General features: G+C 59.7%; 15 protein-coding genes. 6 read left to right on the plus strand and 9 right to left on the minus strand.

The genetic code is table 11. The annotated features are described in order from the left end of the window. The first annotated feature begins 22 nt into the window (after positions 1-22). Both ACZZ0K_RS19005 and rlmF read left to right on the plus strand, forming a co-directional pair. A complete protein-coding gene (locus ACZZ0K_RS19005) occupies positions 23-2,869 on the plus strand; it encodes a valine--tRNA ligase (RefSeq protein WP_041479508.1) in 2,847 nt (948 codons plus the stop codon). Between the two features lie 221 nt (positions 2,870-3,090). Continuing rightward, positions 3,091-4,110 (plus strand): 23S rRNA (adenine(1618)-N(6))-methyltransferase RlmF, encoded by a 1,020-nt coding sequence (gene rlmF, locus ACZZ0K_RS19010; RefSeq protein WP_016771571.1) that lies wholly within the window; start codon positions 3,091-3,093, stop codon positions 4,108-4,110. 194 nt (positions 4,111-4,304) lie between these two features. Here rlmF and ACZZ0K_RS19015 read toward each other — a convergent pair whose 3' ends face one another. Next, positions 4,305-4,586, minus strand: a complete 282-nt coding sequence (locus ACZZ0K_RS19015) for an HU family DNA-binding protein (protein WP_003221909.1) — start codon at positions 4,584-4,586, stop codon at positions 4,305-4,307. Positions 4,587-4,980: 394 nt separating this feature from the next. On the opposite strand from ACZZ0K_RS19015, the gene yejK reads away from it, so the two are divergent. Together yejK and ACZZ0K_RS19025 are read left to right on the plus strand one after the other, a co-directional pair. Further along, entirely contained in the window at positions 4,981-5,985 is a 1,005-nt protein-coding gene (yejK, locus tag ACZZ0K_RS19020; protein ID WP_039759184.1) for a nucleoid-associated protein YejK, read from the plus strand. Continuing rightward, on the plus strand, positions 5,985-6,335 hold the full coding sequence (locus ACZZ0K_RS19025; RefSeq protein WP_252883223.1) for a glutaredoxin family protein: 351 nt from the start codon (positions 5,985-5,987) through the stop codon (positions 6,333-6,335). The genes yejK and ACZZ0K_RS19025 overlap by 1 nt, the downstream gene beginning before the upstream one ends. 116 nt (positions 6,336-6,451) lie before the next feature. On the opposite strand, the gene ACZZ0K_RS19030 is transcribed toward ACZZ0K_RS19025, so the two are convergent. From ACZZ0K_RS19030 to ACZZ0K_RS19050, 5 genes are all read right to left on the minus strand, one after another. Then, the gene (locus tag ACZZ0K_RS19030; protein WP_323621586.1) at positions 6,452-7,387 is read right to left on the minus strand and encodes a glutathione S-transferase family protein; all 936 of its coding nucleotides are present in this window, start codon (positions 7,385-7,387) and stop codon (positions 6,452-6,454) included. Positions 7,388-7,471: 84 nt separating this feature from the next. Next, positions 7,472-7,774 (minus strand): GIY-YIG nuclease family protein, encoded by a 303-nt coding sequence (locus ACZZ0K_RS19035; RefSeq protein WP_095180433.1) that lies wholly within the window; start codon positions 7,772-7,774, stop codon positions 7,472-7,474. Positions 7,775-7,814: 40 nt separating this feature from the next. Next, a complete protein-coding gene (locus ACZZ0K_RS19040; protein ID WP_095180432.1) occupies positions 7,815-8,285 on the minus strand; it encodes a nuclear transport factor 2 family protein in 471 nt (156 codons plus the stop codon). 190 nt (positions 8,286-8,475) lie between these two features. Continuing rightward, positions 8,476-9,780: a CynX/NimT family MFS transporter gene (locus ACZZ0K_RS19045; RefSeq protein WP_463559262.1), complete on the minus strand. Its 1,305-nt coding sequence runs from the start codon at positions 9,778-9,780 to the stop codon at positions 8,476-8,478. Then, positions 9,770-10,429, minus strand: a complete 660-nt coding sequence (locus ACZZ0K_RS19050; protein WP_076565984.1) for a FadR/GntR family transcriptional regulator — start codon at positions 10,427-10,429, stop codon at positions 9,770-9,772. Before ACZZ0K_RS19050 ends, ACZZ0K_RS19045 begins: the two co-directional genes overlap by 11 nt. A 166-nt stretch (positions 10,430-10,595) precedes the next feature. Between ACZZ0K_RS19050 and ACZZ0K_RS19055 the strand changes: the two genes are divergently transcribed. After that, a complete protein-coding gene (locus ACZZ0K_RS19055) occupies positions 10,596-10,907 on the plus strand; it encodes a type II toxin-antitoxin system MqsR family toxin (RefSeq protein WP_150742843.1) in 312 nt (103 codons plus the stop codon). Continuing rightward, positions 10,904-11,389 (plus strand): type II toxin-antitoxin system MqsA family antitoxin, encoded by a 486-nt coding sequence (locus tag ACZZ0K_RS19060; protein ID WP_041479501.1) that lies wholly within the window; start codon positions 10,904-10,906, stop codon positions 11,387-11,389. The genes ACZZ0K_RS19055 and ACZZ0K_RS19060 overlap by 4 nt, the downstream gene beginning before the upstream one ends. Before the next feature lie 54 nt (positions 11,390-11,443). Here ACZZ0K_RS19060 and ACZZ0K_RS19065 read toward each other — a convergent pair whose 3' ends face one another. The 3 genes from ACZZ0K_RS19065 to ACZZ0K_RS19075 are packed head-to-tail and all read right to left on the minus strand — an operon-like array spanning position 11,444 to position 14,508. Then, positions 11,444-12,208 (minus strand): amino acid ABC transporter ATP-binding protein, encoded by a 765-nt coding sequence (locus ACZZ0K_RS19065; RefSeq protein ID WP_016771581.1) that lies wholly within the window; start codon positions 12,206-12,208, stop codon positions 11,444-11,446. 13 nt (positions 12,209-12,221) lie between these two features. After that, positions 12,222-13,316: an amino acid ABC transporter permease gene (locus tag ACZZ0K_RS19070; RefSeq protein WP_016771582.1), complete on the minus strand. Its 1,095-nt coding sequence runs from the start codon at positions 13,314-13,316 to the stop codon at positions 12,222-12,224. 10 nt (positions 13,317-13,326) lie between these two features. After that, complete coding sequence (locus ACZZ0K_RS19075) at positions 13,327-14,508, minus strand: amino acid ABC transporter permease (protein ID WP_041479500.1); 1,182 nt, start codon at positions 14,506-14,508, stop codon at positions 13,327-13,329. Positions 14,509-14,549 lie beyond the last annotated feature (41 nt).

The raw sequence follows: 14,549 nt of genomic DNA on the forward strand, positions 1-14,549 counted from the left end.
TGCCAATAGGGTCCCGCCGCGCATGGATAAGACCTACCAGCCGCACGCCATTGAAACTTCCTGGTACAAGACCTGGGAGTCCGAGAACTACTTCGCCCCGCAAGGCGCGGGCGAGTCCTACACCATCATGATCCCGCCGCCGAACGTCACCGGCAGCCTGCACATGGGTCACGGCTTCAACAACGCGATCATGGACGCCTTGATCCGTTTCCGCCGCATGCAGGGTCGCGACACCCTGTGGCAGCCGGGCACCGACCACGCCGGTATCGCCACGCAGATGCTGGTGGAGCGTCAGCTCGAAGCCCAGGGCCAGAATCGTCACGATCTGGGCCGGGAAAAATTTCTCGAGAAAGTCTGGGAGTGGAAAGATCAGTCCGGCGGCAACATCAGCCGGCAGATCCGTCGCCTCGGCTCGTCCGTCGACTGGAGCCGCGAGCGCTTCACCATGGACGATGGCCTCTCGGAAGCGGTCAAGGAAGCTTTCGTGCGTCTGCATGAAGACGGCCTGATCTATCGCGGCAAGCGTCTGGTCAACTGGGACACCAAACTGCACACAGCGATTTCCGACCTCGAAGTGGAAAACCACGAAGAGAAAGGTTTCCTGTGGAACCTGAAATACCCATTGGCCGACGGTGTAAAAACCGCCGAGGGCGATGACTTCCTGATCGTCGCCACCACCCGTCCGGAAACCATGCTCGGCGACTCCGCCGTCGCGGTTAACCCGAACGACGAGCGCTACAAAGCGCTGATCGGCAAATTCGTCGAGCTGCCACTGGTTGGCCGCCGCATCCCGATCATCGCCGACGATTACTGCGATCCTGAATTCGGCACCGGCTGCGTGAAAATCACCCCGGCCCACGATTTCAACGACTACGAAGTCGGCAAGCGCCACAACCTGCCGCTGCTGAACATCTTCGACAAGAACGCCAACGTGCTGCCTGCCGCTCAGGTGTTCAACCTCGACGGCACGCTGAACGAGAGCATCGACGGCAAGATTCCGGCCGAGTTCGCTGGCCTGGAACGTTTCGAAGCGCGCAAGCAAATCGTTGCCGCGTTCGACGCTGCCGGCCTGCTGGTGAGTGTCAACGATCACAACCTGAAAACGCCAAAAGGCGATCGTTCCGGCACGGTCATCGAGCCGTGGCTGACCGACCAGTGGTACGTATCGACCAAGCCGCTGGCCGAGCCGGCGATTGCTGCCGTTGAAGACGGTCGCATCCAGTTCGTGCCCAAACAGTACGAAAACATGTACTTCTCGTGGATGCGCGACATCCAGGACTGGTGCATCAGCCGTCAGCTGTGGTGGGGCCACCGGATTCCGGCCTGGTACGACGAGTCGGGCAAGGTCTACGTCGGTCGCGACGAAGCCGAAGTGCGTGCCAAGCACAACCTCGGCCCGGACGTTGCGCTGCAACAGGACAATGACGTACTCGACACCTGGTTCAGTTCCGGCCTGTGGACGTTCTCCACGCTGGGCTGGCCTGAGCAGACCGAGTTCCTGAAGAAATTCCACTCCACCGACGTGCTGGTCACCGGTTTCGACATCATCTTCTTCTGGGTTGCCCGGATGATCATGATGACCATGCACCTGATGAAGAACGAAGACGGCACGCCGCAGGTTCCGTTCAAGACCGTTTACGTACACGGTCTGGTGCGCGACGGCCAAGGCCAGAAAATGTCCAAGTCCAAGGGCAACGTCCTTGACCCGCTGGACATCATCGACGGCATCGACCTGGAAACCCTGGTGCAGAAGCGCACTTCGGGCCTGATGCAACCGAAACTGGCGAAGAAGATCGAGAAAGCCACCCGCGAAGAATTCGCCAATGGCATCGAAAGCTACGGCACCGACGCCCTGCGCTTCACGTTCTGCTCGCTGGCCTCGACCGGTCGCGACATCAAGTTCGACATGGGTCGCGTCGAAGGCTATCGCAACTTCTGCAACAAGATCTGGAACGCCGCGCGTTACGTTCTGGACAAGGGCGAAGACTGCGGCCAGAACGGCGAAGCCTACGAGCTGTCGCTGGCTGATCGCTGGATCATCTCGCAGCTGCAACGCACCGAAGCCGAAGTGACCCGCCAACTGGATCAGTTCCGTTTCGACCTCGCCGCGCAAGCGCTGTACGAGTTCATCTGGAACCAGTACTGCGACTGGTATCTGGAACTGTCCAAGCCTGTGCTGTGGGACGAGAACGCACCGGTCGAACGTCAGCGCGGCACTCGCCGGACGCTGGTACGCGTGCTGGAAGTGGCGCTGCGTCTGGCGCATCCGTTCATGCCGTTCATCACTGAAGAAATCTGGCAGCGCATCGCGCCGCTGGCCGGCATCCAGGGCAAGACGATCATGTTGCAGCCTTGGCCGGTGGCCAACGAAGAGCGCATCGATCCGGCGGCGGAAAACGACATCGAATGGCTCAAGGAACTGATGCTCGGCACGCGCAACATTCGTGGCGAGATGAACATCGGCCCGGGCAAGCCACTGCCGATCTTCCTGAAGAATGTCAGCGCTGACGACCAGCGCCGCCTGACCGAGAACGAAGCGCTGCTGAAGAAGCTGGCGCGCCTGGAATCGATCACCGTACTCGCCGCTGGCGAAGAAGCACCGCTGTCCGCCACCGCACTGGTCGGCGAAATGGAAGTGCTGGTACCAATGGCCGGTCTGATCGACAAGGGCGCCGAACTGGCGCGTCTGGACAAGGAAATCCTGCGTTTGCAGGGCGAAGTCCAGCGGGTTGGCGGCAAGCTGTCCAACGCCGGTTTCGTCGACAAGGCCCCGGCCGAAGTCATCGAAAAGGAACGCGCCAAACTGGCCGAGGCCGAACAGGCCTTGGGCAAGCTGGCCGAGCAGCATGCGCGGATTGCCAGCCTGTAACGGCAAATCGCACTGAAAAAGGGAGGCCCAGGTGGCCTCCCTTTTTTATGCCCAACACATTTCCCTGCAGGAGCTGCCGAAGGCTGCGATCTTTGATCTTGCTTCTAAAATCAACATCAAAAGATCGCAGCCTTCGGCAGCTCCTACATGGGTTCGGCGCATGGCCCATCAATGTGGGACAATGCCCGCCACTTTCAGCCATACCCGAATCGACCACGCCCATGACCGCCCCCCGCACACCCAAACCTGCGCGCAAGAAGCCTGACGCCGCGTCCCCTAGCAAAGCCGTCGAGCCGCGCGAGAAGGCCAGCCTGCATCCGCGCAATCGCCATCAGGGTCGTTACGACTTTCCGGCGCTGATCAAGACCACGCCGGAACTGGCCAAGTACGTGATCACCAACCCGTACGGCAAGGAAAGCATCGACTTCGCCAGCCCCGACGCGGTGCGTGTGTTCAATCGGGCGCTGCTCAAGGCGTTCTATGGCATCCAGCACTGGGACATCCCGGCGGACTATCTTTGCCCTCCGGTTCCGGGGCGTGCCGACTATGTGCACTTTCTCGCCGACCTGCTGGCGAGCATGAACGACGGCAAGGTCCCGCGCGGCGCGATCGTCAATGTGCTGGATATCGGCATGGGCGCCAACTGCGTTTATCCGTTGATCGGCAACAGCGAATACCGTTGGCACTTCCTCGGCTCGGAGATCGACCCAACAGCCGTGGCGGCGGCGCGAGCCATCGTGCAGTCCAACGATCTGAGCAAGGTGATCCAGCTGCGCCAGCAGGAAAACCGCAAACACATCCTCATCGGCTTGCTGGAGCCGGGCGAGCGCTTCGACCTGACCATGTGCAACCCGCCGTTCCACGCTTCGATGGAAGAAGCGACCAAGGGCAGCGAGCGCAAATGGCGCGCCTTGGGCAAGGCCGACCCGAAACGCAAGCTACCGGTGTTGAACTTCGGCGGGCAATCGGCGGAGCTGTGGTGTGAAGGCGGTGAAGCGCGCTTTGTGACGCAGTTGATTGCCGAAAGTGCGAACTTCCAGCACAAGGTGTTGTGGTTCAGCACGCTGGTGTCGAAGGCCTCGAACCTGCCGGCCATCGAGACGGCACTGAAGAAGGCCGGCGTGCTGGAGAGCCAGGTCGTGGAGATGTCGCAGGGCCAGAAGCAGAGCCGCTTTGTCGCCTGGACCTTCCAGACGAAGTCCGAACAGCAGATCTGGCGGCGTGAGCGCTGGGTTCGCTAAGACACAGCAGATCCCCTGTGGGAGCGAGCCTGCTCGCGAAGGCGGCGTGTCAGTCAGCTTCAATATCGACTGACCTACCGCTTTCGCGAGCAGGCTCGCTCCCACATTGGCACTGCGATTCAGTCGCTAAATCACAGACACAAAAAAACCGTGCCCCGGATCACTCCGAAGCACGGTTTTTTTATCGCTGCGTCTTACTTGTTCACAGCGTCGGTCAGGCCTTTGGCCACAACCAGCTTGATCACTTTCTTTGCAGGGATTTCGATGGCAGCGCCAGTCGAAGGGTTACGGCCGGTGCGGGCAGGACGCTCGGTCACTTTCAGCTTGCCGATACCTGGCAAGGTGATTTCGCCGCCGTTTTCCAGCTGATCGGCAACGATTTGGCCCAGTTGGTCCAGAGCGTTACGCGCGGTGGTTTTCGGCGCGTCGATAGCTTCAGCGATGTCGGCGATCAGTTGGTCTTTAGTAAGAGCCATGTAGTGTTCCTTCCCTATCAAATTCATATGGATTGCAGAGTGCAGTGTCAGCCATCGAGCCCGATCTTCTGGATCTGGCACCCTCGGCGATAACCACGACGAGTCGGGTTATAGATGCCGAAATCAGGGTTTGGTTCGACCTGACAAATGCTGAATGCACGCTTAACGCAGTGACTTCGCGTAAGACCGGGCAAAACTAGCACAGCGACAAGGAAATATCCGCCTCTAGCTACCCATTTGGTCAGCTTTATTGCGCTAAATCGGTAAAAAACCGCTTAAGGCCGGGCGCGCGCCCCGGTTTTGCCCTGCAACCCGCGCCAAAACCAGTGGTTGCGGTACACTGAGCGCTTTTTCGGGGAGCCTGCCCTCCTCCCTTCCAACAGCCGAGAAGCCCATGCCGATCCGTCATTGCATCGTCCACCTGATCGACAAAAAACCCGACGGCACGCCCGCAGTTCTGCACGCCCGTGACTCTGAACTGGCCGAGTCCGCCGCCATCGAAAACATGCTCGCCGACCTCAACGAAAGCTACAACGCCAAACAGGGCAAAGCCTGGGGCCTGTTCCATCCGGAATCCGGCGCATTCCCGTTCAGCGGCTGGCTGAAGGAGTATATGGAAGGCGGCCGTGACTTCACCGCGTTCAGTAAAGTGGCGGTCGAGCATCTGCAGAAACTGATGGAAGAATCCAACCTGTCGGTGGGTGGCCACGTGCTGTTCGCCCACTATCAGCAAGGCATGACTGACTACCTGGCGATCGCCCTGCTGCACCACAGCGAAGGCGTGGCGGTGACCGACGAGCTCGACGTGACGCCCTCGCGCCATCTCGACCTTGGCCAGTTGCATCTGGCCGCGCGGATCAACGTCTCCGAGTGGCAGAACAACAAGCAGTCCAAGCAGTACATCTCGTTCATCAAGGGCAAGAATGGCAAGAAGGTCTCGGAGTATTTCCGCGACTTCATCGGTTGCCAGGAAGGCGTCGACGGCCCCGGCGAGACGCGCACGCTGCTCAAGGCCTTCAGTGACTTTGTCGAGAGCGAAGACCTGCCGGAAGACTCGGCCCGCGAGAAAACCAAGACCCTGGTCGACTATGCCAGCAGCCAGGCCAAGCTCGGCGAACCGATGGGTCTTGAGGAGCTGTCGGAGCTGATCGACGAGGAACGCCCGAAAGCCTTCTACGATCACATCCGCAACAAGGACTATGGCCTGTCGCCAGAGATTCCGGCAGACAAGCGCACCCTCAATCAATTCCGTCGTTTCACCGGCCGCGCCGAAGGTTTGTCGATCAGCTTCGAAGCGCACCTGCTGGGCTCGAAGATCGAGTACGACGAAGAGAACGGCACCCTGATCATCAAAGGCCTGCCGACTTCGCTGACCGATCAGTTGAAGCGGCGTAACTGATGCTCGGCAATGTGCTGAAAAAGGTCGCCCTGGTGCTGCTGGTGGTCGTGGTCTATCAGAACTGGGGCAAGATCGAGCGGGTATTCAATCCCGCGCAAATGGTCTCGCAGCAGACCCGGGCGCAAGCCAATGTCGTGCTTTATGCCACCGACTGGTGCGGCTACTGCAAACAGACCAAACGCTTTCTCGACAGCAAGGGCATACCGTTCAAGGAGTTCGACATCGAGAAAGATGTTGAAGCGCGCAAGGCCTATGAAGCATTGGGTGGACGCGGGATTCCGCTGATCGATGTGAACGGCACGTTGATTCGCGGGTTCGATCCGGACGAAATCCTCGCAGCCCTGAAATAACCAATGTGGGAGCGAGCCTGCTCGCGAAAGCGTTGCATCAGCCAACAACCATGTTGAATGATCCATCGTCTTCGCGAGCAGGCTCGCTCCCACAGGTTTTGCAGCTGCTTGATAAATCAGCGCGCTTCGATACGGAAACCAAAACGCGGAAAGTGCACATGCACCACGCCGCCACGTTCGTCTTCACGGCGAATGATCAGCTCTTCACTGCCAGCAAACAGCAGCTCGCCTGCCACCGGGTCGACGCCATAATCGACAGCGGCAATTGCCACTTGCTGTCCCGTCTTGAAGCCGTTCGGATCAACGAACCGCTCATCCGGCAATGCCGCTGGCGTCGCGTTACGCGCTACCTCCAGGGCATCAGCAGAGGACATCTCGCTCGCTGCGCCATGGCCGAACCCCAGCACCCGACCCAGCCACGCCGCAACCGCCGGATATTCATCCACCAGCGGCGCCGTGACGTGGGTCGCCTTGAGGAACCACATCGGATGCGCCAGGGCGAAGTCGGCAATCGATGGCTCGCCGAAGAGGAAGTCGCCCTGCTCGCGCTGCAACTGTTGCTCCAGCCGCGCCATAATCGTCGGCCACTGATGTTTGGCCTGCTCGGCGGACAGACGCGTGGCGCTGCCACCGCTGAACAACCCGGCGCGGTCGGCCAGGAAGGCCTTGATCGCTTCCGGCGGCAATTTGCCGAAACGCACCGCCACTGACTCCGGCTGGAACACCAGGCTCACGGCATGCTGGAACACCACCGAGTCGGCCCACGCCGCAAAACTGGCGCTGGTCATTTCCTGGCCTTCGGGAAAGAACGCCGGCAGGGCTTTTTCCTGTTCCAGGCGTCGAGCGATCAGTGCGGTGTCGCAATAGATGTCGGCACCGATCTGCAACACTGGAGTCTTGCGGTAGCCACCGGTCAATGCCGTCAGATCAGGCTTGGGCATCACCGGGGAAATATGCACCGAACGCCAGGACAGGCCTTTGAAGCCCAGCAGCAGGCGCGCCTTCTCGGCAAATGGAGAGGTCGGGTAATGGTGCAGAATCAACTCGGACATGCTCGGCTCCGCCGCTGGAAAAGTGAATCCGCAGCTTAGCGCGCATTGCCTGACAGGCCTACCGATCTGCCTGATGGGAACCAATCAGTCAGATTGATAAGACGCGACCAGGCATTCCTTGGCGCTCTTCTTGAGCTTTTTGATCAGCCGTTCCTGGCGCAACGCATCGCTTTTGTCGCGGCACAGTTCGGTGTAGACCAGCGCCATCGCCGGGCTGGAAAGAAAGAACCGCGCGCCCTTGCCGCTCTGGTGCTTGGCGAAACGCCGCACAGGGTCGTCGCTGATTCCGCAATACAACGAGCCATTGGCGGCACGCACGAGGTAGACGAACCAGGATTTACTCACTGGTTCGGCAGCATCGACGGATTTTTCGCTAAGGCTGGTCACTTCGGGATCTGAACGTGTAGGAAAACAGGCGGCGATCTTATCAGCGCCCGGCCTGAAATGCCTTCAGTCCCTTGCGCGCCTGGGCACGTACCGCGTTGCGCACCAGCGGCGTCCAGCCCAGCAGCAGGCCTTTGAAACCCAACGCCTGCCGCGACCAGCGCCACAGATCGAAGTGGTCGTGGTGCTCACAGATCTTGCCGTCCCGGAAGACGAAGCGCGCCTGGATGTCGTTGACCACGACGTTGCCGGTCTGACTGAACAGGTAAGTCGCCACCCAATGCGCGCCGCCGGTGCGCTCGTCGGCGCGGACATTGTCAAAAGTCAGGGAAAAATCCCTGGCGCGGGTAGTCAGCATGCGCCACATGTCGCCGGCATCGCGCCCGCGCAACTCGCCGAAGGCCGGATCGCTGAAGACCACATCATCGGTGTAGCAGGCCGCCATGGCCTCGGCGTCGAGGCGCTGAAAGGCTTGGTAGAAGCGGGTGATCAGGGCGCTATGGGCTTCGCTCAAGTCAATCTCCAAGGAAATAGGTACAGATTGCCAGCACCATAATCTGCCGCGCGCAGAAACACTATCGGCAATACGCAAAACCCTTGTGGGAGCGAGCCTGCTCGCGATGGCAATTCAACATTCAACATCCATGTTGACCTAAACACCGCTTTCGCGAGCAGGCTCGCTCCCACATTTGCAACCAGTGCATTCAGATCTTTTCGCTTTGCACCTGCACATACAACGCCCGCCCGGCACCCAGCCCGGCCAGGATCGCACCAGCGCCGATAACGCCGAAGATCCAGCCCAGGGCATTCCAGCCGCCGGTCCAGTCATGCACCACGCCCACGGCGAACGGCCCCATGGACGCCAGCGTGTAGCCAAAACCCTGGGACATGCTCGACAGGTTCGCCGCGACATGGGAATCGCGCGAGCGCAGCACGATCAGGGTCAGGGCCAGACTGAACGTGCCGCCCTGCCCCAGTCCGAGCAGAATCGCCCAGCCCCATAGACCTTCGATCGGTGCGTACAAGCAGCCGAACAGGCCGGCCAGGGTCAGCGCCATGACCACGACGATCGCCAGGCGCTGATCCTTGCCCCGGGTCGCCAGCCACGGCGCGGCCAGCGAACTGGCCAGTTGAATGATCACCGAACCGGACAGCACCAATCCGGCCTGAGTCGGTGTCAGCCCGCGCCCGATGAGGATTGACGGCAACCAGCCAAACACGATGTAGGCCAGCGACGATTGCAGGCCCATGTACAAGGTCACCTGCCAGGCCAGCGGATCACGCAGCAACCCGCGCACGCGATAGGCGACGTTGTGTGCGCCATGTTTGGAGCCGACTTGTGGCAGCCAGAAAACCGCCGCCACCAATGCCGGAATCACCCAGAAGCCCAGGCCCATCGCCCAACTGTTGCCGAAGTGTTCACTCAGCGGCACGGTCGAACCCGCCGCCATCGCCGCACCCAGGCACAGGGCCATGGTGTAGACGCCGGTCATGGTCCCGGCATGTTTGGCGAAATCGCGTTTGACAATGCCCGGTAACAGCACGCCGACAATGCCGATGCTGGCGCCCCCAAGCACGCTGCCGGCGAACAGGCCGATCTCGCCGAAATTACTGCGCAGGATAATCCCGCCGGCCAGCGTCAGCAGAATCCCCAATACCACCCGCTCAGCACCGAAACGCCGCGCCAGAACCGGCGCCAGCGGTGCGAACAATCCCAGGCACAGCACTGGCAACGTGGTCAGCAATCCCGCCTGCGCCGCAGACAGCCCGAGGCTTCTGGAGACCTCGCTGAGCAAGGGCGCCATGCTCGACAACGCCGGGCGCAGGTTCAGCGCCACCAAAATCAGCCCGAGCAGCAACAGCCACGGGCGTTTTACCAATGGGTGGCTTTGCTGGACCTGCTCGTCATCAGCCTCGGCATCGATCAGCAGCTCTTCAAGTTCGGGGGTGCGTTTCGACACTGTGGATAACTCACTGCGGGGCATGGATTTCTCGGTTTCAAGGTTCATTGATCAACTGCCTCGACAAGGCTTTGGCCCGTTCCGGGTCGCGTTGCTCGACCGCATCGAGCAAGTCGATGTGCAGATCGAACACTTCCTGACGGCGCGGGGAGATATTCAGGGTCTGGCGCAATTGCGCGCCGACGATGCTGGAGAAATATCGATACAGCTCGCTGAGGGTCGGGTTGTGCGCGGCGTCGACCAGTCGGCGATGGAACACCAGATCGCAGGCGATGTAGGTGTCGAGATCGCCGTGGTAGTGGCTGCCGCTGGTGCCGAGCGCTTCGCGCAGGGCCGCCAGATCCTCATCGGTACGGCGCAACGCGGCCAGGCCGATGGCCTCGACTTCAAGGATGTGTCGGGTCTCCCGAGCCTGCTCCAGGGAACAGCGGGACAACGCCTTCAGCGTATCCAGCGGATCGACCACGGCGCGCAGATAACTGCCGTCGCCTTGGCGAATTTCGATCAATCCCGAGAACGCCAGAACACGCATCGCCTCACGCACCGTGTTGCGGCTGATGCCCAGCTCGGCGCACAGCTCAGGTTCGGTCGGCAGACGCTCGCCGACCTGCCACGCACCGCTGTTGATGCGCTGACGCAGTTGATCCAAAGCCTGATCGACCAGGGATCGCTTGATCAAAGGGGAAATATCTGACATGAGCCTCGCCTTTTCATCCAATCATAGGATGAATTTTCCGACATGTTAGTCAGACCCATGTAGGACGGCAACCACCTAGGGTCAATCGGAGACACATGGAGCGGCATTTTCGATTGGTCAAAATTACCCTTTAAGGGTAATTTCAGGGACAGGGTTTTGGCTTCTTATGGAAAAGAACACACCCCATTACGACTTGGCGGTGATCAAGGCGGATGTCAGGAGATTAGGCTGGAGAGCATTTACGCACACAGCAAGAAGAACCGGTTCCGACATGGAGTTGACGCTTGCAGACATGCAGGAAGTGGTATGCATGCTGCAGCGCAACATGCTGTACAAGTCGATGACGACCTATGACAACCACCGTATCTGGCAGGACGTCTATCACATCAATTCACATGGTATGGAGATTTACATAAAGGTGTCATATCACAGTGACAGACGCCCGCCCGTGATCTCCTTCAAGGAGAACAAATCATGAATACGCAACAGTGCTTCAGTTGCGGTGCATCTGAAGGAATGGTGCATTTCGAAGGTCGAGGCGAAACGGTGAGCGTAAAGGGAATGGAGCGCCGAGTTGAGGACCTGTCGGGTTGGGAGTGCCAGAAGTGCGGAGAAGTCGAACTCGATGAAGTGTGCGGGCAGCGCTACTCGGACGCATGCGATGAGCTCGTTATCGCCAGCAGAAGAATGATCGGCAACGAAATGAAAAAAATTCGCCGGAAATTGCATCTGACACAAAAGGAAACGGTGCAATTGCTGTCCGGCGGTGGACACAATGCCTTTTCACGCTACGAACGCGGCGAGGTACTGCCGCCGAAGGCGTTAATTCTGCTCATGCGTTTGCTGGATCGCTACCCACACTTGCTGGCGGATGCCCGAGTCTTGGCAGAAGGCGCTGACTTGAGAGGAGCATTTACGTTCATCGAGCACGTAAAGCGCCAATCTCTCACTGCTTCCTGACCGCCCAAAAAAACAACCCGGCAAATCGCCGGGTTGTTTTTTACTCACCCACCATCAATGCAAAATCTGACTCAAGAACAACTTGGTCCGATCATTCTGCGGATTATCAAAGAAGTCGTTCGGCGCCGCCTGTTCAACGATTTCGCCCTTGTCCATGAAGATCACGCGGTTGGCCACGGTGCGGGCGAAGCCCATTTCGTGGGTCACGCAGAGCATGGTCATGCCGTCTTCGGCCAGACCGATCATGGTGTCCAGAACTTCTTTCACCATTTCCGGATCAAGCGCTGAAGTCGGTTCGTCGAACAGCATGATTTTCGGCTTCATGCACAGGGCGCGGGCGATCGCCACACGCTGCTGCTGACCACCGGACAGTTGCCCCGGATACTTGTGCGCCTGCTCCGGAATGCGTACGCGCTCCAGGTAATGCATGGCGATTTCTTCGGCCTTGCGCTTGGGCATCTTGCGCACCCACATCGGCGCCAGCGTGCAGTTCTGCAGGATGGTCAGGTGCGGGAACAGGTTGAAGTGCTGGAACACCATGCCGACTTCGCGACGGATCGCTTCGATCTGCTTGAGGTCGTTGGTCAGTTCCACGCCATCGACGACGATGCGGCCCTGCTGGTGTTCTTCCAGACGATTGAGGCAACGGATCGTCGTGGATTTACCGGAGCCCGACGGACCACACAGGACGATGCGTTCGCCCTGTTTGACGTTGAGGTTGATGTCCTTGAGTACGTGAAACTGGCCGTACCACTTGTTCACGCCCTGCATCTGGATGATGCCTTCCGGACCCACAGGCTTTTTGATTGCTTCGCTCATTTACAGAGAACTCCTAACGCTTGTGGCCAGTGTCGAGCTTGCGTTCCAGATGCATGGAATAGCGCGACATACCAAAACAGAAAATCCAGAACACCAGGGCGGCGAACACGTAGCCTTCGGTGGCCATGCCCAGCCATTTCGGGTCGGCGGCGGCTTGCTTGACGCTGTTGAGCAGGTCGAACAGGCCGATGATGATCACCAGGCTGGTGTCCTTGAACAGCGCAATGAACGTGTTGACGATGCCCGGGATCACCAGCTTCAGGGCTTGCGGCAGAATCACCAGGCCCATCGAACGCCAGTAACCGAGGCCCATCGCCGCAGCCGCTTCGTACTGACCTTTGGGAATCGCTTGCAGACCGCCACGCACCACCTCGGCGACGTACGCCGACTGAAACAGGATCACGCCGATCAGCGCCCGCAGCAGCTTGTCGAAGTTCATGCCTTCAGGCAGGAACAGCGGCAGCATTACCGAGGACATGAACAGCACCGTGATCAACGGCACGCCGCGCCAGAACTCGATGAAGGTCACGCAGACCACACGAATCGCCGGCATGTTCGAACGTCGTCCCAGCGCCAGCACGATACCCAGCGGCAACGCCCCGGCGATGCCGACGGTGGCGATCACCAGGGTCAGCATCAGGCCGCCCCACTGGCTGGTCGGCACGGTGGTCATTCCGAAACCGCCATGCAGCAAAGTGAAGGCAATGATCGGGTACAGCACCAGGAAGCTCAGGCCGTACACCGCTTTACGCGGCACGCGCGAGATGAACAGGGGTGCTGCGCCAATGACCGCCAGCCACACGGTCAGGTCAACGCGCCAGCGCAGTTCGGTCGGGTAGTAGCCGTACATGAACTGGCCGAAACGCTGCTGAATGAACACCCAGCAGGCGCCTTCCTTGGTGCAGTCGGCGCGGGTGGTGCCGACCCAGTTGGCGTCGACAATCGCCCAACTGAGGATCGGTGGCACGACCAGGTAGATCAGGTAGAACGCAAACAGCGTCAGCAGGGTGTTGAGCCAGCTGGAGAACATGTTCGCGCGCATCCACGCCACCACGCCGATACTGCTGTTCGGTGGAGGCATGTCGGGTTTGAAAGTATGAGTACTCATGCGCTTTTCCTTACCGCTCGATCAGCGCAATGCGCTTGTTGTACCAGTTCATCAGCAGGGAAATGCTGATACTGATCGCCAGGTACACGCTCATGGTGATGGCAATCACTTCGATGGCCTGCCCGGTCTGATTGAGCACCGTGCCCGCGAACAGCGAAACCATTTCCGGATAACCGATACCGGCTGCCAGCGAAGAGTTTTTCGCCAGGTTGAGGTATTGGCTGGTCAGCGGCGGAATGATCACGCGCAGGGCTTGCGGGATGATCACCTTGCGCAGGGTCGGGCCGTTGCGCAGGCCAAGCGAACGCGCCGCTTCGGTCTGACCGTGGCTGACCGACTTGATCCCGGAACGCACGATCTCGGCGATGAACGCTGCGGTGTACACAGTGAGCGCCAGGGTCAACGCCAGCAGTTCCGGGATCAGCACCCAGCCACCGACAAAGTTGAAGCCCTTGAGCTCGGGCATTTCCCAGTGCAACGGAGCGCCGAAGATCAGCGCGCACAAGGTCGGGATCACCAGCGCAATTGCCAGGCCGGTCCAGAACTTGTGGAACGGTACGCCGGTTTCTTCGAAACGCTTGTTGGCCCAGCGGCACATCAGCACGATGCCGACGATGGCCAGCACGATGCTGATCACGAAGGCCCAGAAACCGTCAGCGGCGAGTGCGGCCGGCATGTTCAGGCCACGGCTGCTGACGAAGAAAGTGTCGCCGAAGTTGTGGCTATTGCGCGGCCCCGGCATGGTCAGGAACACCGCGAAGTACCAGAACAGGATCTGCAGCAGCGGCGGAATGTTGCGGAACACTTCCACATACACCGTCGCCAGTTTGGCGATGATCCAGTTCTGCGACAGCCGCGCCACGCCGACGATGAAACCGAGGATCGTCGCCAGGATCACGCCGATAAAGGTCACCAACAGAGTGTTGAGCAGGCCGATGACAAACACCCGCGCGTAACTGTCCGCTTCGGTGTAGTCGATCAGGGTTTGAGCGATGCCGAACCCGGCACTGCGCTCCAGAAAGCTGAAACCGGAAGTGATACCCCGGTGCTGAAGGTTGGTTTGCGTATTGTCGAACAGGTACCAGCCAAGCGAGATCACCGCCACAACGGTGATGATCTGGAATAGCCACGCACGCACTCGTGGATCGCTGAGGCTGAGCCTCTGCTTTGGTGCGCCGATAGAATTTTGCATGAAGTGCCCCGGAAGAAATGGAACAAGAACATCACCCGGCG

It is taken from the genome of Pseudomonas sp. AC255, assembly GCF_979258175.1.